A 22,158-nucleotide genomic window follows, 5' to 3' on the forward strand; every position below is an offset into this window, starting at 1 on the left:
CGAAATGCAAAACGGTTCGCATCATTATAAAAGAGCCGGGTCCGGTGCTCTACGCACGCGGATCCGGCTCATCTATTCCACGAGGCTTGCATGCTCGCTTCATTATGCCCAGATATGCACGGCTTAACCCGTGCGGGCACTACTCCTCCTCGAGGGCAGCGATGACCTCGTCGGTCATGTCCATGGTGCTGTAAACATCCTGGACGTCGTCGAGCTCCTCAAGACGGTCGATGAGGCGCTGAACCTTCTTGGCGTCGGCGCCGGAGACCTCGGTCGGGGTGGTCGGGACCATGGTGGTCTCGGAGCCCTTGACCTGGACGCCCTGCTCCTCGAGCGCCTTGGAGACAGCCATGACCTCGTTGGCAGTAGTCCAGACGATCCACTCCTCGCCGGCGTCCTCGTAGTCCTCGCCACCGGCCTCGGCGATGGCCATCATGAACTCATCCTCGTCACCGGCAGCACCGTTGGCGATCATGGTCTCCTTCTTGGCGTTCTCGTCCAGAATCTCCTTGGCGACGACGATCTGGCCCTTGCGCTCAAACTGGAAGGCGACGGAGCCGGAGGTGCCCAGGTTGCCACCAGCGTGGGAGAAGGCGGAACGGACATCAGCGGCGGTGCGGTTGCGGTTGTCGGTCAGGCAGTCGACGTAGACGGCGACACCGGCGGGACCGTAGCCCTCGTACACGATGTTCTCGTAGACGGCGGCATCGGCACCCGAGCCAAAAGCCTTGTCGATAGCGGACTTGATCTTGTCCTTAGGCATGGACTGAGCCTTGGCCTTGGCAACGGCAGCGGCGAGGCTGGCGTTGTTCTCGGGCAGCGGGTCACCGCCGAGACGGGCAGCAACGGTGATGTTGCGGCTGAGCTTGGAGAAGAGGGCGGAACGCTTGGCGTCCTGCGCGCCCTTACGATGCTTGGTTGTGGCCCACTTAGAGTGTCCGGACATACGTGTCTCCTATCGGTTTCGACCTAAAGCCCAGCGCAGATGCTCGGGCAATATAAACAAACGTCGTTATGATATACCTACTGGCCTGCGAGATAAACCCCAAAATGAAGGCGTCGTGATGATGCCCCCTTTGCTGCAAAGAAACCTGACCCCAATGCACCAAGTTAGGACCAGAGGAAGTCGCTGCGGGTGACGGTGGCGCCGATGGCGAAGGGCATGCAGGCGATGACCGGATACAGGTAGCGCATGTAAGTCGAGCCGTTGCACGGGCCAATCAGGCACACGGCAAGCACGCCCAACAGCGGCACCCAGATCGCCAGCGCACGCCATGAATGACGACGCAGCAGGTAGACCACCACGGCGATCATGATCCACACATAGGTGGCCGAGCTCATGGTGAGCGAAATAAACGGGATGCGCTGCACCGCCACACGGTACAGATTGATCAGGTGGTCGCACCAGCGCACCACGTTGCTGTCAACCGGATGGAAGTCGAAGTACTTGAGGTTGTCGGGACGCGCCATGATCTCGGCACTACGCGCCGTGCTGTAGACCCAGGCATCGCGCGCGCTCGGATAAAAATAACCATAGTAGTTATTGATAAGCGCCGAAATATAGCACTCGGGATCCTTCTTAAACATCTGGGCCCATACCGCAAAATAGGCATCGATGTCCTCCTGCGAGGCGTACTCGTTAAAGCAGTTCTTGACGGCATCGGACTTGTCGGGGTTGTAGCGGCGACCCAGATTCTCGTACTTGAGCACGCGGTCGATCACGGCACGCTCTTCGTCGGTCACCAAGCCGTCGCAAGGAGCCTCCACGATGGTGCCGTCCTCCTTAACCGCGGGGTTGACGCCCGAGTTGAGGCCGTCGTGCTTTTGGACGAAACGAGCCGTCTGCTGGAACGGAATCGAGAGGATTTCGCGCTTGGAACCAGGCGTGATGTCGTGCGCCGGCATAAAGACCTTGGTGAAGTACATATTAGAGGCAAGGCAGAGCGCGAGCACCGCGAGAACGCCAACCCAGCGGAAACGCGGGATGGCGCCCGAAGGCGCAGCACCAGTCTGCTTGGCTGCACGACGAGCCACATGCACGTCCCATATGCAAAACGCCGCCGCGATTACGCATGCCGCCAGGGGAAACACCAGGCCGCCGTTGCGCAAAAACGTGGAACCCATGGCGCCCAGAGCGAGCAGCAGCCAGTCGTGGCGCGCAAAGAGCACGGGGGCTTTCTCGCCCGCTCGCTCGACATTGGCATCACGACGGGGCAAGCCACATGCCACGAGCTTGACGGTCTGTACCAGCAGCACCAAGAACGCGTCGGCAAAGAGCACGTCTTTGGTGAGCAACGCCGCGTAGTTAGAGAACATCGGCATAAACGCAAAGAACAGCAGGATCGCACCGCGAACCGGCAGGCTCACGCCCAGTTTGCGCAGCGACGAAATGGAATACGCCATGCAGGCGGCCGTGATGACGAACTGAGCACAGGTGTAGATGGCAAGACCCGCGTTAGCGCTGTTGAACAGCGAAAGCCCCAGCTGAACGCACGAGCCGATAACGGCCGTGTGCACTACGGGATGATGCCCGTTGAGCAGCACGTTGGGGTTGAGTAGGCGCAGGTAGTCGCTCGTGCCATTGGGATAGTTGAACCACTGGCGAATCTGCGCGCCCGTATCTCCCATAAAAAGGCCAGGCAGCGAAGCGATGAGCGTGGGCGCCCAGGCGATCATAAGCACCAGGAAGGGCCCGGCAAAGGGATGGACCGAGAGCACGGCGTGAGTCACACGCCATACGCGGCCAAAGTGCGCCTCGGAAAACGGAATGCGCCGAGAGCTCAGCCAATCCAGGCACTCAAAAGCAAGATAGAAGGCCACGATCGCTAGGAGCATCCAGCCCGCGCCGCCAATCCAGGCGCAGATGATGCGGGCTTTGTCGCCAAGGACAATCTCGGCCGAGTCGGTGAGATCGTAGCTGCGGCCGAACACCATGCAGATGGCAAAGAACAGCGACGGCAGAATGATCGATGGGCGCCAGGTGTCGCCACGGCCAAAGAACACGTAGCGAAACGGCAAGGTGAGCAGGCAGGCAAGTGCAAGCAGCATGACCGCGTCGGTATGGCCGGCAAACGAGAGGAGCACCTCGTAGCACACGTACAGCATGCCCGAGGCTTTGGGGTCAATCGCCAAGACTGCGTTGCTCGACACCGGGGAGGGATCGATGGAAAACGCCGTGGTCGCCAACAGCGCGAGCAAAAATGCGATGAGCGTCTGCTTGGCGGGGTAGCGCTTAAACCAGACGATGCGGGCAGCGTCGCGCGCAGCCGTTGTGGAGAGGTCGGAATCCTTCACAGTCCGAAAGCCTTTCTAGAAACCTATCAAACTCGGCAAAACCACCACAAAGGTGCCTGTCCCCTTTGTGGTGGTTTTGGTGGTTAGGCGTCCAGGTAGACGCGCTGGGGTTGGTTGCGGCGACGAGCGAAGATGATGAGCGCCAGGCCCGCGATTACGAGCGGCAGGCTCAGCAGCTGACCCATGGTGATGACGCCGCCCAGCAGATAGCCCAGCTGCGCATCGGGCACACGCACAAACTCAATGAGGAAGCGAACGATGCCGTAACCCATCACAAAGACGCCCATAAACGTGCCTTGGGGCAGTAGCGGCTTTTTGCGGCTGAGCACCTGCAGAATGCAAAAGAGCACAATACCCTCGAGGAATGCCTCGTAGAGCTGGGAGGGATGGCGCGGCATATCGCCCGCGGTGCCGCCAAAGATCACGCCCCAGGGCAGATCGGTCGGCTTGCCCCACAGCTCACCGTTGACAAAGTTGGCACAACGGCCCAGGCACAAGGCCAGCGGCGCGCCGATGACGGCAAGGTCTGCCAAAGTCCAGGCATCGAGCTTATACATGCGGCACACGAGCACGCCGCCGATGATGCCGCCCACCAGGCCGCCATGGAAGCTCATGCCGCCTTCATTGGTGGCAAAGATCTCGAGCGGATGCGCCCAGTAGTAGCCGTCGCCGTAAAAGACGACGTAAAACAGGCGCGCACCGATAATGAGGCCAAAGACCACGCCGACCACGACACTCGTCAGGTCGTCAATCGTGATGTTAAAGCCCCAGCGACGCTGCGTGCGGTACATGACGACCGCCGTGAGCAGGGCGCCGACCACATAGGCCAGACCATACCAGTAAATCGTAATGGGCCCCGCCGCGATCGCGACGGGATCAAGCATATGGTAGAGGTCGTTGAGCATATCGATCCCCCTGCTCCCTACATACAAATGCGGCCGCGGGCCTTACGCTCGCAGCCGCATATTCGGGCGTGACGTCTATGCGGAGCATATCGCCCGCAGCTTTCACTTCTTAGAACGGCGCGTACTCGTCGTACAGGTCCTCGGCCTCGCCGGAAGCATTGACCTGCTCGACGCGGGTAACGCCGGGCACATGCTCCTTCAGGATGCGCTCGATACCCATGGAAAGGGTTAGCGAGCTCATGGGACAGCCGGCGCAGGCGCCCTGCAGTTCCAGCTTGACGACGCCCTCGTCGTCGACGCCCACATACTCCATATCGCCGCCGTCGGCCTGCAGGTTGGGGCGAATCTCTTCAAGAACCTTCTTAAGCAGCTCTTCGTTAACAGCCACAGGGGCTCCTTTCTCACAATTACGCGGGCGCGCCCGCGGACAGAAGCTATGTTACTACAGCCGTGTACCCGCTCACGAGCCGTCCATGCGCGCAGACGCGACTTTCACGAGTAGTCAATTTGGGACGGGACTCTTTTAGCTGCGTTCGTCGTCAGATAGCGACAACGCATATTACTGTCGAGCTTGTCCCCCGGTACCAATCTGAACATCGACGATGACCTGGCGGTAGCTGATGCCGCAGGAGTCGAGAATGCGGCGGCTGATACGGCCGTCATCGGTGTCGGCATACTTATTGTCCAGGTAGACGACCTCGCCCACGCCCACCTGCGCCAGGATCTTGGCGCAGTCATGGCACGGGAACAGCGTGACGTAGACCGTGGAACCCTCGAGGTCTTTGAGCGAGCCGCGGTAGTTGAGCACGGCGTTTGCCTCGGCATGGACCACGTAGTTGTGCTTGTCCTGCAGCGGGTCGTCGCTCGTACCCCACGGAAAAAAGTCGTCGTTGAGTGCCGAGGGTGTGCCGTTGTAACCCACCGAAAGGATGCGGTGGTTGGTGTTGGCGATGCACGCACCCACCTGCGTGTTGGGGTCCTTGCTGCGGCGCTGCGCGGCGATGGCCACGCTCATAAAGAACTCGTCCCAGCTAATGACGTCCAGGCGCTTGCCTGACGAAGTTTGATGAAGATCGTCCGACATGGCAGACACCTCCGTAATCGCAATAGTTTGACCCATTGTAGCAGGTGAAAGGTGGGGGCGTTTGTCCCACCGGCGCCCTCACTTTTACACGCGGCGGGGCTTTTGGTTGATGCGGTAGAGCTCGGCGAGACCCCGCAGCGTCAGTGCGTCATCTACCGTCAGGCTGTGGCCGACCAACGCCGCGAGTGCCTCGGCATCGTCGCCGGTAATTACGATGGGCACGTCGCCCTCCCCCGCGGCCTTGGTCGCGCGCATCTCGGCGAGCACCATGTCGAGCATGCCGTCGATGCGGGCCACCTCGCCCAAGACCACGCCCGAGCGCATGGCCTCGCGCGTGTTGCGGCCGATGACGTGCGTTGGCGCCGAAGGCTCGACCTGCGGCAAACGCGCCGCAGCGGCCGAAAGCGACCGGGCGCCGAGCGCCAGACCCGGCGCGATGACGCCGCCCACAAAGGTACCGCACGCGTCGTTGACCTCGATATTGGTCGTCGTGCCCAGGTCGATCACGATGCACGGAGAGCCGTAGACGGCACGGGCCGCCACGGCATCGGCGATGCGGTCGGGGCCGATCTCGGCCGGGTCGTCGTAGTGCACGGGCATGCCGGTCTTGAGGCCCGGCCCCACGGTGAGCACGCGCCCCGTGCAGGTACGGGAAAGCGCCGCCTTCCACGGGCGCTCGAGCGCCGGCACCACGCAGCTCAGCACGGCCGCCGTGGGCACGAGCGCGCCGGGCATGCCCGCATCAGCCGCCAGCGCGGCCATGACTTGAGCGAGACGCATACGCGCTTCGTCGGCCGTAATGCTCGATGGCGTCGTGATCTCGCACGTCGCAAGCGGGCATTCCTGCGCCGCGGCCGAATCCTCTGCAAACAGGCCAAAGCGAATGAACGTGTTACCCACGTCGACCGTCAATATATATGCGCACCCATTAAGCATCGTCGGCGCTCCTTTCGTCTGCCCAGCAGTATATCGCCTACCTAAACCAGTCATCCCAAAATGACTAGGTTGCGGCTATACTGATGCGCGGTCGTTTGCGAGCTCACGCGACGGCCTTTGGTAACCCGACTTCCCGCGCCGCATCCGTAGCGGCGCTCCCGGGGGAAGCGGATATACGCAAAGGAGTTCAATATGAGCAATCCCTCGAACCGCGCCTCGATGCGCGGGCAACTCACGCTGCGCGGTGTCGTCATCGGCGTCCTTGGCTGCGTGATCATCACGGCAAGCTCGGCCTACACGGCCCTCAAGATGGGCGCCCTCCCCTGGCCAATCATTTTCGCTGCCGTCATCTCGCTGTTCTTCCTGAAGCTCATGGGCAACGCCAGCCTCAACGAGGCCAACGTCACCCACACCATCATGTCCGCGGGCGCCATGGTCGCCGGCGGCCTGGCGTTTACCATCCCGGGCGCCTGGATGCTGGGCTATGCCGACCAGATCAGCTGGCTCGACATGTTTATCGTGGCGCTCGCCGGCACCATCCTGGGCCTGCTGGCCACCGCGCTCATCCACCGTCACTTTATCGTGGACGCCGCGCTGGAGTTCCCCACCGGCAACGCCGCAGCTCAGACCCTACGCGCCACCGAGGCCGGCGGCAAGACCGGTAAGCAGCTCTTTGGCTCCATGGCCATCGCAGGCATCTACAGCGTGCTGCGCGACGCCCTGGGCGTGGTGCCCAGCATGCTGTGCACGCTCAACATCCCCGGCGTGACCTTTGCCATCTACAACTCGCCCATGCTGCTGTCCATCGGCTTCCTCGTGGGCTTCGCCCCGGTCGCGTTCTGGTTTGCCGGCGCCCTGTTGGGCAACTTTGGCATCATCGTGGGCGGCACCGCTGCCGGTCTGTTCGACGTTATGACTGCGCAAGGCATCGTCAAGTCCCTGGGCATGGGCCTCATGATGGGCTTTGGCGTCGCCGTCGTCCTCAAGGACATCCTGCCGCAGGTCGCCGGTATCGTCCGCGGTCTTGCCGCCGACAGCTCCACCGACACCGACGAGCAGTCGCTCATCTCGGGCTCCCTTAAACTCGACGCCGGCATCATCGGCCTGGGCGCTGCCGCCATCGCCGTGATCGCCGCCATCGCGCTCGACCTTGGTCCCGTCCCGGCCGTCATCGTGACGCTGTTCACCTTTGTCACCACCATCATGAGCGCACAGAGCTGCGGCCAGACGGGCATCGACCCCATGGAGATCTTTGGCCTCATCGTTATGCTCATCGTGGCTGCCTTCGCGCAGCTCGCGCAGGTTAAACTGTTCTTTATCGCCGGCATCGTGGCCGTAGCGTGCGGCCTTGCGGGCGACGTCATGAACGACTTTAAGGCCGGCGCCGTGCTGGGCACCAACCCGCGTGCACAGTGGGTCGGCCAGGCCATCGGCGGCATCGTGGGCGCCCTGGTCGCTGCCGCCGTCATGGTCGCGCTCGTAACCGCCTATGGTCCGGACGCCTTTGGACCCGACAAGAGCTTTGTGGCCGCGCAGGCAAGCGTCGTCGCCACCATGGTCTCGGGCATCCCGAGCGTGCCGTGGTTTGCGGGCGGCTTTATCGCCGGCATCGTCATGTACTGGCTCGGCATTCCGGCCATGATGATCGGCCTGGGCGTGTACCTGCCGTTCTACATGTCGCTCACGGCTTTCCTGGGCTCCTGCGTTAAGCTCGCCTACGACAAGTGGTCCGCCCACCGCGACGCCACCGCTGGTCTTTCGGACGAGGAGAGGGCTGCCAAGGACGCCGCCTTCCAGGAACAGGGTCTGGTCGTTGCCAGCGGCCTTCTCGGCGGCGAGTCCATCGTCGGCGTTATCCTGGCGTTTGTCTCCGTGGGTCTGAGCCTGCTGGGCTAAGCTGAGCAGCTGCTCGACAGCAACCATATTGCCCACGATTTGCCCGGTCGGTAGCTTTCGCGGCCACCGACCGGGCTTTTTGATATCGAAACAAAGAAAGGCCAGCGCGCTGCGTATGACAGCGCGCCGGCCTTATCGTTTGGCTATCGAGACGGTCCCGCTATGAATTGAAGTTCACTGCAGAGCCGACGCCCGAATCACTACATGTGCTTGCGACGACGATCGCTCAGCGTCACACCAGCGGCCACGAGGGTGATACCGCCGATGACGAACACCTCGCCCGCAAGAGCGGAATTGTCGCCAGTCTGGGCGAGCGCGGCCGACGTTGCCTTCTTCTTGGCGACAGGAGCCTTTGCAGCAGCCTGCGCAACCTGAGGCTTGGCCTGCGGCTCAGCCTTGGGATGATACTTGTCGTACTCGGCCTGTGCGGCAGCCAGGGCATCCTTAGCATCGTTAAGCTCGGCAAGCGCGGCGGCATAGGCGTCGTTGGCATCGGACAGCTTGGCATCGGCATCGCTCAGAGCAGCCTTGAGACCAGCGGCGGCATCGACGGCAGCCTTATAGCGAGCGTAGGCAGCGTTCAGCTTGACCAGCTTCTCGTTGCCCGTCGTGCCCGCGGCAAGGGATGCCTTGTGGTCGACAGCCTCAAGATCGGCCTTGAGTGCCTCGTCGTTGGCAAGCTCTGCCTTGGCCTTGACGATATCGAGGTTCGCATCGACGACGGCTTCGTTGGCGGCCTCGAGCTGCTTCTGGGCATCGGCGACACTGGCCACGGCAGCGTCATAGGCGGTCTTGGCGTCGTCGACCGCCTTCTGAGCGCCGGCGAAGCGCTCGAAGGCCTTGTTTGCGGTAGCCAGCTCGCCCTCGGCGGCCTTGGCCTTCGCCTGTGCGTCGGACAGGGCCTGCTTCTTGGCGGCAACTGCCTGCTTGGCGTCCGAAAGAGCGGTCGCGGCGTGCGTATCTGCGGCCTGAGCCTTGTCTACACCAGCCTGGGCGGCATCGTCGGCCTTCTTTGCCTCGTCAAGCGAGCCCTGCTTATTCGCAAGGTCCGCCTGGGCGGCATCGCGCTTGGCGGCAAGGTTCTTGACCGAAGCGGTAGCGTTGTCATATGCCTCGTTGGCCTGATCGGATTTTGCCTTGGCGGCATCGCGGGCGCTGCGAGCCTTCGCCTTGTGAGCGGTGGCCTCGGCTGCCTTCGTCTGGCTGTCGGCGAGCGTGGCATTTGCCTTATCGAGAGCTGCCTGGGCAGTAGCGGCCTCGCCCTTGGCGGCATCGAGCTTGGTCTGGGGCGTCTTGACGTCGATGCCCTTGAGCTTGGCTTCGGCGGCGTCGTATGCCGTCTTCGCGGCGGCGGTGCCGGACTTAGCCTTCTCGTACTCGCCCTTGGCGGTGTTCACGTTCGTGTCAGCCGCGGTATAGGCATCATGCGCCGCATCCTGCTTATTTACCGCTGCGAAATAAGCTTCCTTGGCAGTACCGAAGGTCTTCTGCGCCTCTGCCAGCTTAGTCTGAAGTTGCTTAAGCTGCTCCTTCTGCTCCTGCGTGCCGCCTGCGTTGTAGGCGGAATCGATGTAGTCGTTCAGGAGCTTCTTGAACTCGGAGACAGTGAAATCAGCCTCACTGTCAAAAGAGCTGTAATCGAAGATTGTTACCTCGGAATCGGTGTTCTTACCGCTACCGGTCGCGATGCCAATAGCCTTCGTGCCGGCATCGATGATGTTGAGATAGTGCCCGCACTCATGGTAGATGCTGCTGTAGTGCTGGTAGATATAGTAGGAATCATATCGATGGTTTCCAAGGTCACTATTCTTCTCGACGTACTTATCGAATGCCTCCTTCTCCTGTGTGTAGAGGCCGGTGTAGGGCCAACCGAGTGTATCCTCGGTCTCGCCGCCGGTATATGCGCCGCCTCCGCCGGCAAGATTCTCCCCGTTGTCGAAATAGCAGTTCGAGTGTCCCCAGATGTTCGATGAATATGATGTATTAAGGGCTGCCGCCACAGTCATGCGGAGGCTGACGCTGAGCGCCGACTGGCCGTTCGCCTTGCGGAGGTTGTTCTGGGTGTCGAGATATGTCAAGGCGTTGCGCATCTGCTCCAAGGAAAGCGGATTGGTGTCGCGAGACATGTCCTGATCGACGTACTGGTCATACCATTCGGCCTTGTCATCGGCGCCGGTCAACGTCGATACGGCATCCTGGGCGTTCTTTTTCTGCGTGGCTGTGAACTGGCTGCCGCCGATGATGTAGTTCATGAAGCCGAACATACCCTGACTGATGACTTCCTGGTCAACGGTCATGTTGGACTTTAGGTCTGCAATCTGCTGCTCAAGAGCCTCAACCTGGGCATTAGCAGCGTCATAAGCCTTTTCCGCGGCGTTCGAAGCGGCGCAGGCTGCCTCCCACTCGCTGCGCTTCTGCTTGCGAACTTCGACAAGCTTATCGTACTCCGCCTTCTTGTCGGTCTCGGTCTGCTGGGCCTGCTCGTATGCCGTCTTCGCGGCGTCACGCTTACTGGCCGCGTCCTTGTACTCCTTGTTTGCCGCATCGTATGCAGACTGGGCAGATGCCACAGCAGCGTTGGCGGCGTTGACCTTCTCCTGCGCGGCAGCGACGGCAGCCTGGGCGGCCTGCAGATTTGTCTGTGCGGTGGCGTCGGCATCCGTCGCGGCATTGAGCTCCGCCTGCGCGGTCTTGAGCTCACCAGCAGCAGCGTTCTTGGCGGCCTCAAGCGCACTCAGGTCGACACCCGTACCCGAGACGGCAGCATCGAGCGCGGCCTGCGCCTGGTTGAACTTCTGCTGGGCGTTATCGCGCGCGGTGGTTGCGGCTGCGAGAGCAGCGGCAGTCTCCTGCTTCTTGGCCTGGGCGGAAGTCAGAGCGGCCTCAGTGTCCTTCTTTTCCTGCTGAGCACTCGCCTCGGCGGCCTTGGCCTGGTCCAGATTGGCCTGTGCAGTAGCAACGGCCTTATTGGCGTCATCGAGCTTTGCCTGCGCGTCCTCGACGGCCTTCTTGGCGGCCTCGTACTCGTCCATACCCATGGCCTCGAGCTTGGCCTGGGCATCATCGAGGGCCTTCTTGGCCTCATCCTGCTTTGCCTTGGCGTCCTTGAGCGCCTGGGTCTTATCCTCGACACTCTTGTTGGCCTGTTCGAGCTGATCGTTCAGGTCGCCCAGCTTCTTCTGCTGCTGCTCTGCCTTGTCGACGGCCGCTTTAAGCTCGTCAATCTTCTCCTGAAGCGCGGCTACCTCGGCCTCGTTCTGCTCGGCGGCGTTATCGGTCACGGCCTGCGAGGCCTGATTCTTTTGCTGCTGCGCCTGCTTTTGAGACTGGCCCGCCGCGCCGGCCTTCTTCTGGGCGGCATCGTAGGCGGCCTGAGCGTCCTTGAGCTGCTTTGCCGACTCCTCGGCCAGCTGGGCAGCCGTCTTTACGACCGCTTGGTTACCGGCGGCAACGGTATTCTCTACAGAACTACCCCCCCCCCTGAACAGAATCGCCGTTATCGGTTGACGGTGCGGCGATTGCCGCCAGCGGCGACATGAGCGGCTGAGCGATGAGGCCCGCCGTCAAAACGGTTGCGACGGCGCGGTTAGCAACGCCCTTGACGTTGACAGTCTTGGCCCGAGGCTCAAAGTGTTGTGGACTGTAGTTTGCCATGGCTTTCTCCCTTTGACACGGATGTATCCATACGCTTCAAAATGTAGGAGCTGATTTTTGAATTCTGTTGCGCAACATTGGCGACCAGCGTATTTTTTGAAATTCGTGCTCCTGTGCTTCACAATTTCGTCACATTTGAAGGAGCTGGTGCATCATATTTTCGCGGGATGGAATTGAGCCTGTGATTTGCATTTGCTCCCGCGTCATCCGCCCTATCGGATTCCGCATCCAACAGGCACCCCGCCCGCCACGGTGTAGAGTTAGGACAACGGGCGCGTTGCGCGGACCGCGCTGGAACGAGGTGGACATGGAACTCGACAAACAACAGATCAAGCGACTACGCGAGCGCCATCACCGGCGCCACGGCATCCGCCCAGCCCATAGTGAGGCTGCCGAGCAGGCTGGTCGCTTTTTAAAGCGCGCGTTCAACATTCGCGAGGGACGCGCGCCCTATCACGTGATCCGCAAGCGTTTTGTAAACGGGGCGCGTCTGACTGGCTCTCACCTGTGTATCCTCATCATCGCCATGCTCATCGCAAGCATCGGCCTCGATATCGATTCGGACATTGCCATCGTGGGCGCCATGCTCATCTGCCCGCTTATGGGCTCGGTCCTTGCCATGGCATACGGTATTGCAACGCTCGACCGCGAGATCACCGTCGAGGCCATTGCCAGCCTTGCGCTGCAGATGGCCTTTTGCCTGGTCACGTCCACGCTGTACTTTAAGCTCTCGCCCCTTGGCACCACCACGGCCGCCATCATCGACAACTCTACACCCACCGTCTGGGACCTTACCGTCGCACTCGCAGGCGGCTTTGCAGGCGGGCTGGGCAACTCGCGCGACCAGGAACCCGCCACGCTCATCGCCGGCGTGGCCGTGGCGACCGCGCTCATGCCGCCTCTGTGCGCGGCGGGCTATGGCATCGCCATCGCAAGCGGGTCGCTGTTTCTCTCGGCGCTTTACGAGTTTGGCATCAACGTGGTCTTTATCGCACTCGCGGCCGAAGCCGTATTACTTATCTTGCGCGTGCCGCTCAAGCGCGACCTCAACGGCGACGGCATTGTAACCGCCGAAGAAGATGCCGAGGTCGACGAGCTATCGCGCAAGGTGCGCCGCCGCATCATTGTGGGTACGGTAGTCTTTGCCATCCCCTGCATCGTTATGACGGCGGGGTCTATTGGCTCGGCGCAGACCGGCGTGCAGGACGGCTACGGTGTCACCGAAACTACGCGCGAACTTGCCGCGGTGCTGCCGGGCTTTAAGGATTACACCGTCGCCGTCGAGACCTCGGCTACCGAAGGCGAGGAGGAGGGCGTCGTCGAGCGCGAGATTGTCGCCCATGTGACGACAGGCGAGGCGCTTGGGGCACACGACCGCCACGTCGCCCGCAAGCTCATAGACCTCAACGTGCCTGAACTCGATCGCGTGGAGTTCGATGTGAAGTGATGCGGGACGCGAGGCGGGCCCGGCGCGAGCGCGCGCAGCCACGGGGCACAGACGCAGCCAAGCGCAGCGCTACAGCTCGTACTTGTACACGCGGTAGATGTGCTTTTCGGCTTCCATCTCGTAGGTGGCGATGGGCAGTCCGTAGCGGTCGTACTCGATAAAGGTCTTGGCCATGCCCGATGCCACGAGCATGCTGTTCGAATTGCCGACGCGCTGCGCACTGCTCACATAGCCCGAAAACGGCACGGCGATCTGGTCCACAAGCTCGTAGGTGCGCGCGGTCTCGTCCACTGTAAAGATGCGCCCAAACGAATGCGTGCCCTTGTTGTAGTCGGTCACCACCGCGGAGCCCAGCTGGCCCCAGTCGAACTTGGGATAGCGCTCGGTCGCACCAAAGTTGTTGTCGTATAGCAGCACCTGGTAGCGACCAGTCGCTGCCGTGTCAGAACTCGGCAGATACGTCACGCTGTGCTGGCCCGCGTTGAGCGAAAAATCGCCCTGGGCCTGCAGCAACTTGTCCTCAAAGCCCGAGCCGGCCCATTGCCACTCCTTTCTATTTCTGGGTCCATCTTCTCACTGCTGGCGACCAAAAATGATTCGTTTTCCTCCGTTCCCGAGGAATCATTTTTAGTACTTAAAGAAGCCCTCGCCCGAGCTTTCGCCCAGCTTGCCTTCGTCGAGCATCTTCTTGAGGACGGACGCCATAGCCTTAAAGTTGTAGGGCATCATCATCTTTTTGAGCAACGGGCTCACCAGGCCCGGGACCTTCTGATACTGCATAACGATGTTGTAGGCCGTCTGGATACCCACGGTGTCGAATACGCGGAATGGGCCCTTGGGAGCGCCAGTGCCGCGCGTCCATGCGAGGTCGATACTCTTGGGGTCGCTGACGCCCGAGACATACAGGTCAAGGCCCGAGAGCAGCCACGGCACCAGCATAGAGTTGAGCAGGTAACCGTTCTTTTCCTTGTTGACGGGAAGTGCCAGCATGCGAATGTCGTTGGCGAAGTCGACGAGCTCGTCGAAATAGCGCTTGTCGGTCTGGTCCTGGGCCATGACCTCGGTCATGTTGTTCTTCCAGATGGAGTTGGCAAAGTGCAGCGACAGGTACTTCTCGGGGCGACCAGTGTACTTGGCAAAGGTGCTCGGCAGCAGCGTAGAGGAGTTCGTCACGATGACGGTCTTTTGCGGCAGAACCGGGGCGAGCTTCTTGTAGAAGTCGATCTTTGCCTGTGTGTCCTCGGCCATAGACTCGATGACCAAGTCGGCGTCGGCAACGGCCTTGGCGAGGTCGAGCTCCAGCTTGAGTGTGGAGTAGGCACGCTCAACGGCGGCGAGCGCCGCCTCCCTGTCGAAGATCTGGTCGCTATCGGCGATACCGGCACACCACTCGCCCGTACCGTCCGCCATACCCTCGATTGCCGCGATGTACTCCTCGCGCACATGATCGATCTTGGGCTGGGTGCGGCCGATGCTGCCCTCGCTGCGCAGCCAAATCGTTACATCAAAGCCGCAGTAGGCAGCCTGAAAGGCAATCTGGCTTCCTAACACGCCGCCGCCGGCAACACAAACGGTCTTGTAGCTCATAGGAACAGTCCTCTCTTACGTAATTCCATAGATGTGTATTTATTCAACCGTAAGGGGACTGCACGCTGGGGGTGGGTTCTATAAACGGACGGTAATTTGCGGCGAACGGCTACATCTGTTCATTAACTCTCGATTTTGAGGGCATTTTTTGACGCTGCTGAACCGCTGTTTTCGGAAGTGCGGGGAAAAATCGGGATTCGCCGACCAGACCGGCTTTTTTTACAACAAAACCGCAGGTCGTGAGAGTCTAAAAAGGTGGTGTGCTCAGGAGGTTCGCGTTTTTTCCCGCACTTCCGAAATTCGAGTGCACAGAAGGCTGCGACAAAACGATTTACGCAACATATGTCCAGCAAAAACGGGCGGTAGCCGGTACGGCTACCACCCGTTTGTCTCATATCTAGCCCAAAGCAGGCCAGTTACTTCTTAATGCCGCGTCCCAGGCGCTCAGCAACCGACGCCACGGCACTCTCGTCGACCGAGCCGCAGCTCACACAGCCGTCATGAGCACGCATCTGGCCGGTGACCTCGTCCATCGCGAGCGGCGCCACCTTCTCGAGCTTAAAGCCCTTACCGGCGCGCATGTTCTCCTTCGCCACGCTGATCATGAGCTTAATACGGTTGAGCTGGTTGACCTCGGACGCACCAGGATCATAGTCCACCGCGACGATATTGCTCTCGGGATGCTGGCGGCGCAGCTCCTTGATCACGGCCTTACCCACCACGTGGTTGGGCAGGCACGCGAAGGGCTGCGTGCAGATGATGTTGGGCGCGCCATGGTCAATCAGGTCGAGCATCTCGGCCGTGAGTAACCAGCCCTCGCCCATGTTGTTGCACACCGAGAGCACCGTGCGAGCCTTGTCCGCCATGGTGCCGATGCGCTCGGGTGCCTCAAAGCGGCGGGACTTTTCGAGCATCTCCTCCACCGGCGTGCGCATCCAGTCCACGAGCTTAATGAGCGCCTGCATGCTAGCGCGCGCCGTGGCAGAGCTTCCCAGCTCGTCTTTTTGAAGCTCGGCGTTGCTCATGGAGTACAGGAAGAAGTCGAGCAGGCCCGGCACCACGGCCTCGCAGCCCTCGCGCTCGATAACGTCGACCACGTGGTTGTTGGCTGTGGGGTGGAACTTGACCAAGATCTCGCCAACCACGCCCACGCGCGGCTTGGTACCCTCGCCCACGAGCGGCATGGTGTCGAACGCGCGGATGGCCTCGCGAGCAAGCTTGGTGTAGTTATGCCTGTTGAACTTAGGCGCCAGCTTGCGGGCGCGCGCCATGTACTCCTCGTAGAGCGCGTTGGCGGCACCGGGCGTGGCCTCGTACGGGCGGCAGCGGTAGAGCATCTGCATCATCACGTCGCCAAAGAGCACCGCGTACACGGCCTGCTTGAGCAGCGCCGGCGTAATCTTAAAGCCGGGGTTGTCCTCACCGAGCGCCACGGCCGAAAGCGAAATCACCGGGATCTCGGGGTGGCCGCTCTCGCGCAGCGCCTTGCGGATGAGCGCGATGTAGTTGGTGGCACGGCAGCCGCCGCCGGTCTGGCTGATAACCACGGCTGTCTTGGACAGGTCGTATCGACCGCTCTCGATGGCCTCCATGATCTGGCCCGTCACCAGAATCGACGGGTAGCAAATGTCATTGTTCACATAGCGCAGGCCGGCCTCGACGGCGTCGTGATCGGTCGAGGGCAGCAGCTCCAAATTGTAGCCGGCACCGCGGAATACCTCTTTGACCAGGTCAAAGTGGATCGGCGCCATCTGCGGGCACAGAATGGTGTAGCCCTCGTCGCGCATCTGCTCGGTAAAGGGCACTTTGGGCCACGCGGTCGAAGCACTCTTGCGCTGCGCCTCGAACGTGTACTTGCGGCTCGCGAACGCGGGGGCATCCGTGGAAGGTGCCACCGGCGCGGCATCGCCCTGCTCGTAGGCCTCGCCCGCGGCCGTGGCCTCGGCCAAGCGCTCGGCCTCCTGGTCCTTAAGCGCCGCCATGAGCGAGCGGATGCGGATGCGCGCGGCGCCCAGGTTGGACACCTCGTCGATCTTGAGCACGGTGTAGATCTTGCCGCTGGCCTCCAGGATCTCCTGCACCTGGTCGGTGGTCAGAGCGTCCAGGCCGCAGCCGAAAGAGTTGAGCTGGATCAGGTCCAGGTCGTTGCGCATCGTCACAAAACGGGCGACGGCGTATAGGCGGCTGTGGTACATCCACTGGTCGACGACGCGAATCGGGCGCTCGGGCTTCACGAGATGCGCGAGCGAATCCTCGGTAAAGACCGCAAAGCCAAAGCTCGAGATAAGCTCGGGCAGGGCATGGTTGATCTCGGGGTCGTTATGGTAGGGACGACCGGCGAGCACAATGCCGTGGCCGCCGTGGTCCTCGACCCACTTAAGGGCCTCCTCGCCCATGGTCTGGATGTCCTCGTGGAAGCGCGCGTCGGCCTCAAAGGCAGCGTTGACGGCGGCATCGACCTCGGAGCGCGTGATCTTGGGACCGCGCACGCGACCGCGACCGGCTTGCGCATCGGCCACACGGTCGACGGCGAGCACCTGGTACAGACGGCGCTTGAGCTCGGTCTTATCGTGATAGGGCACAAACGGATACAGGAACTCGATGTTCTGCTCGCGGATCTCGTCGATGTTGAGTGCCAGCGCCGTGGGGTAACTCATGACGATGGGGCAGTTGTAACAGTTGCCGGCGGTCGGGTCCTCCTTGCGCTCCCAGCGCACGCACGGCATCCAGATAAAGTCGACGTCACGGTCGACGAGGTTCATCACGTGGCCGTGGCTCATCTTGGCCGGATAGCACACGCTCTCGGACGGCATGGACTCGATGCCCGCCTGGTAGGTCTTCTTGCTCGACTGGTCGGACAGCTGCACGCTAAAGCCCAAGCGCGTAAAGAACGCGTGCCAGAAGGGGTAGTTCTCGTACATGTTGAGCGCGCGCGGAATGCCGACGGTACCGCGCGGGGCCTCGTCGGGGCTCAGCACCTCGCGGTTAAAGAGCAGCTCATTTTTCTTTTTGAAGAGGTTGGGGGCCTCAGTCTTCTGCTTTTTGTGGCCGGCGCCCTTCTCGCAGCGGTTGCCGGTAATGAAGCGCCTGCCACCGCCAAAGTCGTTGACGGTAAGCTGGCAGTTGTTAGAGCAACGGCCGCAGCGGACATGCTTTTGCGTCACGGTAAGGTGCGCGATGTCCTCGGCAGAAAGAATGGTCGAGGTGCCGTCGGCGCCGGCGCGATCGCGGGCAAGCAGGGCCGCACCATAGGCGCCCATGCAGCCGGCGATGTCGGGACGCACGGCGTGAACGCCGGTGAGCTGCTCAAACGCGCGCAGCGTGGCATCGGACATAAAGGTGCCGCCCTGGACGATCACCTGGTTGCCGATCTCCTTGGGGTCGCGCAGCTTAATGACCTTGAACAGGGCGTTCTTGATGACGGAATAGGACAGGCCGGCCGCGATGTCGCCCACCGTGGCGCCTTCCTTTTGCGCCTGCTTGACGCGCGAGTTCATAAAGACCGTGCAGCGGCTGCCCAGGTCGACGGGAGCCTTAGCGTGGATGGCGGCATCGGCGAACGCGCGCACGTCCATGTTCATAGACACGGCGAAACTCTCGATAAAGCTGCCGCAGCCCGACGAGCAAGCCTCGTTGAGCATGATGTGCTCGATGACGCCGTCCTTGACGCGCAGACACTTCATGTCCTGGCCGCCAATGTCCAGGATAAACTCGACGCCGGGCAGGAATGCCTTGGCGCCGCGCAGGTGCGCGACGGTCTCGATCTCGCCGGAATCGGCCTTGAGGGCCTCGATGAGCAGTGCCTCGCCGTAGCCCGTGGTGGTCACGTGGCCGATGGTGCAGCCGGCGGGGATGTGGTTGTAGAAATCGGCCATGATGACCTTGGCCGTGCCCAGGATGTCACCGTTGTTGTTGCCGTACCAGGTGTGCAACAGCTGGCCGTCCTCGCCCACGAGCGCGGCCTTCATGGTGGTGGAACCGGCGTCGATACCGATGAACACGCGGCCGGTGTAGCCGTCGAGCTTACCCTTGGGGACGACCTCGGTGTCGTGGCGAGTCTTGAACTCGGCAAAATCCTCGTCGGTGGCAAAGAGCGGATCCAGGCGCTCGACCTCGGCACCCTGCGTGTCACCCAAGCTGTCGATGGCCTCGATGAGCTGCGGGAACGTGCTGAGCTTGTTGGACTCGTGCGCCATGGCGGCGCCGCTCGCCACAAACAGGTGGGCATTTTGGGGCACGATACGGTGCTCCTCATCCAGGTTGAGCGTGAGGTAGAAGCGGTGGCGCAGCTCGGAGAGATACTGCAGCGGGCCGCCCAGGAAGGCGACGTTGCCGCGGATGGGACGGCCACATGCCAGGCCCGAGATGGTCTGGGTCACGACGGCCTGGAAGATGGAGGCAGCCACGTCCTCGGGGCGGGCGCCCTCGTTGAGCAGCGGCTGGACGTCGGTCTTGGCAAAAACGCCGCAGCGGCTGGCAATGGGATAGATGGTGGTGGCGTTGGCCGCGAGTTCGTTAAGGCCGCTGGCGTCAGTGTGCAGCAGGGTTGCCATCTGATCGATGAACGCGCCCGTGCCGCCGGCGCAGGTGCCGTTCATGCGCTGCTCGATGCCGTTGTCGAAATAGATGATCTTGGCGTCCTCGCCGCCCAGCTCGATGGCGACATCGGTGGCTGGGATGAGGGTCTCGACGGCGCGCTTGCTGGCGATGACCTCCTGGACAAACTCCAGGTCGAGCCACTGGGACAGCAGTAGGCCGCCCGAGCCGGTAATGGCGCAGGTCATCTGGGCCGTCGGCAGCACGGTCGCAGCGCCCTCGAACAGGTCGCGGGCGCAGGCGCGGACGTCGGTGTGGTGGCGCTGGTACTTGGCGTAGACGATCTGGTTGTCGTCGTTGAGCACGGCGAGCTTAACGGTAGTGGAACCCACGTCGATGCCCAGGTGCAGGTTGCCGCGAGCATTCTCGGGGTTGAAGATCGCGCCTTCGGGGGCGTGGGCGGCGGTGGTGACTGCGGGCTCGGTGGCGGCGGGCTCGGTGGCGACGGACGTCTCCCCTGCCGCGTTCTTGGCATCGGCAACTGCCTCGGCAACTTTCTCGGCAGCCACGGTCGCGGCCTTCTGCGCGGCGTCCACCACGGCGGGCGCGGCCTCGCGTGCGGCAGCGACCATGCGGTCCTTGATGCCCTCGACGAGTTTGCTCATCTGTCTCTCCTCTTAGTTGTTGGACTCGACGGTTGCGGTGGTGTCGACCGCGTCCTCGAGCTGCAGATTCAATAGCTTCATGCCGTATTCCGGCACGTTGATATCGATGGGTTGGCCATACAGATCACCAGGGCGCACAAAAGCGAGCACCGTCATAATGCGCGCCATGGCCTCGGGCGATTCGGAAAGGTCACGCTCAAACCAACGTTGGATCATGCCGACCTCGGCACTCACGACATAGGTGACGTAGTAGTCAAAGAAGGTGCCCAGCGCCAAGCCCAAAATGCCCGTCTGCGCACGCGGCACCACGGCCTCGCGTGCGGTATCGATGATCTTTTTAATAAAGGCGGGGTCGCCGCCCGGGCCCAGCAGGGCCCCGATAAGGTCGCGATTAGCCGCAAGATAGTGAAGCAGCTCAACCGAACCGGGTGCCGGCTCGAGCTCGTCAACGTTGCGGTAAAGATCGGGTAATTGAGCTGCGGTGATAAGCTCCACCCGCTCGCGAATCTCGGCAAGCAGGCCGTCCTCGATCTGGCTGATAAAGTCGGGGATATCGCGGTAGTGCGAATAGAACGTGCGGCGTGTAAGACCGGCGCGCTCGGTGAGCGACGCGACGTTAATGCGCGAAAGGTCGCTGCTTTCGGCAAGCTCGCTGGCAAGTGCCTGGCGAAGGGCACGCTGCGAGCGAAGGGACCGGCGGTCGCATTTCTCGAGCTGGGACAAGCGTCCTCCTTGTTACTCAGCCTGTGCGCTATTGCACAGTGCGAGTATTATTGCACACCGTGTGTATCAACACGTAAAGGCAATATTTGGAATGTGACGAAGGGGCAGCCTCTTTGTCACATCCAGCGACCGCCTAGGTTGTGCCGGTTGTGCCAGGCTTTTAGAGCGGCATTACCGATTGTCCAAAATGTCATTCGTGGGTAGAATAGTGTCGACGGCAGCCCAAGTTGTAGCTGGCTGGGCAGCGCCGTTGCTTGGATTAAGGGGTCAACGCCTTAGCGGCGGCGACCCTTTTTACGTTGCTTCGAACGTTGCTTGAGTGCCTCGGAAAGCCCGACGAGCGCTGTGAAGAACGAGACCAAAGCGGTCAGAAGTCTCACAAAATCAATCAGATCGGTCATGGACATCACCTCCCATCAGATGGAGGGCGTTGCCCGGCACATGGAACTGCCGCCAACAGTATCAATTCTATCAAAGCGCAGTTAGATATGCGAATGTTTGTTCGTATTTCAAGAGACCAGCGTCGCCTGTGGCAAAGGGACTGTCCCTTTGTCACATTATTCGATGACGGTGCGGGAGTTTTGCTTGTGCATGGTGGCGAGCATGTGTTTGGGAACGGCGTGGACCATGCAACTGCCGATAGTCGCGCTCGCGGCGGCCTTGGCTGCATCGCTTGCGTTTTTGGTCGCGTAGCTGTGACGAAAACGATTGAGCATGGCGATATCGTTGCCGCCGTCGCCGTAGACCGCGACCTCATCCTCGGCAATACCGTAGTAGCCCGCCAGCCAGGCCACGCTCTCGCCCTTGTTGCACGCCACGTCCGTGATCTCGAACATCACCGGATCGAACGGCGCGTTGACCACGCGGTCCGATCGCTCGGCCAAATATGCTTTAAGGTCACGCTCCAGCTCGGGCGAGGTCACGCGGCAGTTGATCTTGCACACATCGTGGCGCAGGATGTCACCGATCGACTGGTCGAAATATTGCTCCTCGTGATACCCGCCACGTGCACGCATGCCACGCATCACGATACGCTTGATAGGGCTGTCCTTTTTAAAGCCCGCCTGATGCATCTCGAACGAGCCGCTCGAGAACATGCCATCGGGCGTGGAGCAATCAAAGCAAATGTCCGGAAACTCCTTGAGCAGTTCCTCGGTGATCTGCGGGTCAATGGTCCAGGTTTTGAGCACCTCGCCATGACTGTCGCGCACGATGGATCCATTGGAGCAGCAGGCGTCAAGCGCCAGGCCCGTAAAGCCATGCTCGCCGATCGGCAGCGTCGAGCGTCCGGTCGCGGGAACCACATGCAGGCCAGCTTCGGTCAGCTCGCGAATGGCACGGCGGATGGTCCCATCCGCCTCATGCAGGGCGTTCAGCAGCGTTCCGTCTAAGTCACTCGCAAACATCTTGATCATGGGCGTGCCTCTCCTT

General features: G+C 61.4%; 15 protein-coding genes and 1 pseudogene. 2 read left to right on the forward strand and 14 right to left on the reverse strand.

Annotation, left to right across the window (positions count from 1 at the left end; translation table 11 throughout):
• Nucleotides 1-139 precede the first annotated feature (139 nt).
• The 6 genes from ARB25_RS06605 to ARB25_RS06630 all read right to left on the reverse strand — a co-directional run bounded on the left by ARB25_RS06605 (nt 140) and on the right by ARB25_RS06630 (nt 6,219).
• Entirely contained in the window at nt 140-946 is an 807-nt protein-coding gene (locus ARB25_RS06605; RefSeq protein ID WP_006234926.1) for a YebC/PmpR family DNA-binding transcriptional regulator, read from the reverse strand.
• A gap of 164 nt (nt 947-1,110) precedes the next feature.
• The gene (locus tag ARB25_RS06610; protein WP_253276068.1) at nt 1,111-3,294 is read right to left on the reverse strand and encodes a DUF6020 family protein; all 2,184 of its coding nucleotides are present in this window, start codon (nt 3,292-3,294) and stop codon (nt 1,111-1,113) included.
• Between the two features lie 83 nt (nt 3,295-3,377).
• Nucleotides 3,378-4,199: a prolipoprotein diacylglyceryl transferase gene (gene lgt, locus ARB25_RS06615; protein ID WP_055286790.1), complete on the reverse strand. Its 822-nt coding sequence runs from the start codon at nt 4,197-4,199 to the stop codon at nt 3,378-3,380.
• A gap of 109 nt (nt 4,200-4,308) precedes the next feature.
• Nucleotides 4,309-4,587: a NifU family protein gene (locus ARB25_RS06620; RefSeq protein ID WP_035137589.1), complete on the reverse strand. Its 279-nt coding sequence runs from the start codon at nt 4,585-4,587 to the stop codon at nt 4,309-4,311.
• A gap of 171 nt (nt 4,588-4,758) precedes the next feature.
• Nucleotides 4,759-5,283 (reverse strand): deoxycytidylate deaminase, encoded by a 525-nt coding sequence (locus tag ARB25_RS06625; protein WP_050766113.1) that lies wholly within the window; start codon nt 5,281-5,283, stop codon nt 4,759-4,761.
• A gap of 84 nt (nt 5,284-5,367) precedes the next feature.
• Entirely contained in the window at nt 5,368-6,219 is an 852-nt protein-coding gene (locus tag ARB25_RS06630) for a type III pantothenate kinase (protein WP_055286792.1), read from the reverse strand.
• 192 nt (nt 6,220-6,411) lie between these two features.
• Here ARB25_RS06630 and ARB25_RS06635 point away from each other — a divergent pair, with 192 nt between their 5' ends.
• Nucleotides 6,412-8,115, forward strand: coding sequence for an OPT/YSL family transporter (locus ARB25_RS06635; RefSeq protein WP_055286793.1), 1,704 nt, complete (start codon nt 6,412-6,414; stop codon nt 8,113-8,115).
• Between the two features lie 200 nt (nt 8,116-8,315).
• On the opposite strand, the gene ARB25_RS06640 is transcribed toward ARB25_RS06635, so the two are convergent.
• Together ARB25_RS06640 and ARB25_RS06645 are read right to left on the reverse strand one after the other, a co-directional pair.
• Nucleotides 8,316-11,396, reverse strand: coding sequence for a CAP domain-containing protein (locus ARB25_RS06640; protein ID WP_055286795.1), 3,081 nt, complete (start codon nt 11,394-11,396; stop codon nt 8,316-8,318).
• A gap of 187 nt (nt 11,397-11,583) precedes the next feature.
• Complete coding sequence (locus tag ARB25_RS06645; RefSeq protein WP_055286797.1) at nt 11,584-11,769, reverse strand: hypothetical protein; 186 nt, start codon at nt 11,767-11,769, stop codon at nt 11,584-11,586.
• A 307-nt stretch (nt 11,770-12,076) separates the two neighbouring features.
• On the opposite strand from ARB25_RS06645, the gene ARB25_RS06650 reads away from it, so the two are divergent.
• On the forward strand, nt 12,077-13,216 hold the full coding sequence (locus ARB25_RS06650) for a DUF389 domain-containing protein (RefSeq protein WP_055286799.1): 1,140 nt from the start codon (nt 12,077-12,079) through the stop codon (nt 13,214-13,216).
• A gap of 69 nt (nt 13,217-13,285) precedes the next feature.
• On the opposite strand, the pseudogene ARB25_RS06655 reads toward ARB25_RS06650, so the two are convergent.
• From ARB25_RS06655 to ARB25_RS06675, 6 genes and pseudogenes are all read right to left on the reverse strand, one after another.
• Nucleotides 13,286-13,747 (reverse strand): annotated as a pseudogene (locus ARB25_RS06655) (aryl-sulfate sulfotransferase); the annotation flags it as partial.
• A gap of 96 nt (nt 13,748-13,843) precedes the next feature.
• Nucleotides 13,844-14,803 (reverse strand): 3-hydroxyacyl-CoA dehydrogenase, encoded by a 960-nt coding sequence (locus ARB25_RS06660; protein WP_055286803.1) that lies wholly within the window; start codon nt 14,801-14,803, stop codon nt 13,844-13,846.
• A 416-nt stretch (nt 14,804-15,219) separates the two neighbouring features.
• Nucleotides 15,220-20,004: a 2-hydroxyacyl-CoA dehydratase gene (locus ARB25_RS06665; RefSeq protein WP_055286805.1), complete on the reverse strand. Its 4,785-nt coding sequence runs from the start codon at nt 20,002-20,004 to the stop codon at nt 15,220-15,222.
• 12 nt (nt 20,005-20,016) lie between these two features.
• On the reverse strand, nt 20,017-20,727 hold the full coding sequence (locus tag ARB25_RS06670; RefSeq protein WP_055286807.1) for a TetR/AcrR family transcriptional regulator: 711 nt from the start codon (nt 20,725-20,727) through the stop codon (nt 20,017-20,019).
• Between the two features lie 275 nt (nt 20,728-21,002).
• Complete coding sequence (locus ARB25_RS10340) at nt 21,003-21,128, reverse strand: hypothetical protein (protein WP_301280525.1); 126 nt, start codon at nt 21,126-21,128, stop codon at nt 21,003-21,005.
• A 156-nt stretch (nt 21,129-21,284) separates the two neighbouring features.
• Nucleotides 21,285-22,142, reverse strand: a complete 858-nt coding sequence (locus ARB25_RS06675; RefSeq protein ID WP_055286809.1) for an HAD-IIB family hydrolase — start codon at nt 22,140-22,142, stop codon at nt 21,285-21,287.
• Nucleotides 22,143-22,158: the final 16 nt, after the last annotated feature.

This window comes from Collinsella aerofaciens (assembly GCF_001405375.1).
In the GTDB taxonomy this organism is placed as follows: Bacteria; Actinomycetota; Coriobacteriia; order Coriobacteriales; family Coriobacteriaceae; genus Collinsella; species Collinsella aerofaciens_F.

What these genes read in the sequence shown, in the direction of transcription:
- ARB25_RS06605 (WP_006234926.1), bottom strand. Translation starts at nt 946, where the DNA reads ATGTCCGGACACTCTAAGTGGGCCACAACCAAGCATCGTAAGGGCGCG.
- ARB25_RS06665 (WP_055286805.1), bottom strand. Translation starts at nt 20,004, where the DNA reads ATGAGCAAACTCGTCGAGGGCATCAAGGACCGCATGGTCGCTGCCGCA.
- ARB25_RS06675 (WP_055286809.1), bottom strand. Translation starts at nt 22,142, where the DNA reads ATGATCAAGATGTTTGCGAGTGACTTAGACGGAACGCTGCTGAACGCC.
- ARB25_RS06625 (WP_050766113.1), bottom strand. Translation starts at nt 5,283, where the DNA reads ATGTCGGACGATCTTCATCAAACTTCGTCAGGCAAGCGCCTGGACGTC.
- ARB25_RS06650 (WP_055286799.1), top strand. Translation starts at nt 12,077, where the DNA reads ATGGAACTCGACAAACAACAGATCAAGCGACTACGCGAGCGCCATCAC.
- ARB25_RS06630 (WP_055286792.1), bottom strand. Translation starts at nt 6,219, where the DNA reads ATGCTTAATGGGTGCGCATATATATTGACGGTCGACGTGGGTAACACG.
- ARB25_RS06660 (WP_055286803.1), bottom strand. Translation starts at nt 14,803, where the DNA reads ATGAGCTACAAGACCGTTTGTGTTGCCGGCGGCGGCGTGTTAGGAAGC.
- ARB25_RS10340 (WP_301280525.1), bottom strand. Translation starts at nt 21,128, where the DNA reads ATGACCGATCTGATTGATTTTGTGAGACTTCTGACCGCTTTGGTCTCG.
- ARB25_RS06645 (WP_055286797.1), bottom strand. Translation starts at nt 11,769, where the DNA reads ATGGCAAACTACAGTCCACAACACTTTGAGCCTCGGGCCAAGACTGTC.
- ARB25_RS06635 (WP_055286793.1), top strand. Translation starts at nt 6,412, where the DNA reads ATGAGCAATCCCTCGAACCGCGCCTCGATGCGCGGGCAACTCACGCTG.
- lgt (WP_055286790.1), bottom strand. Translation starts at nt 4,199, where the DNA reads ATGCTCAACGACCTCTACCATATGCTTGATCCCGTCGCGATCGCGGCG.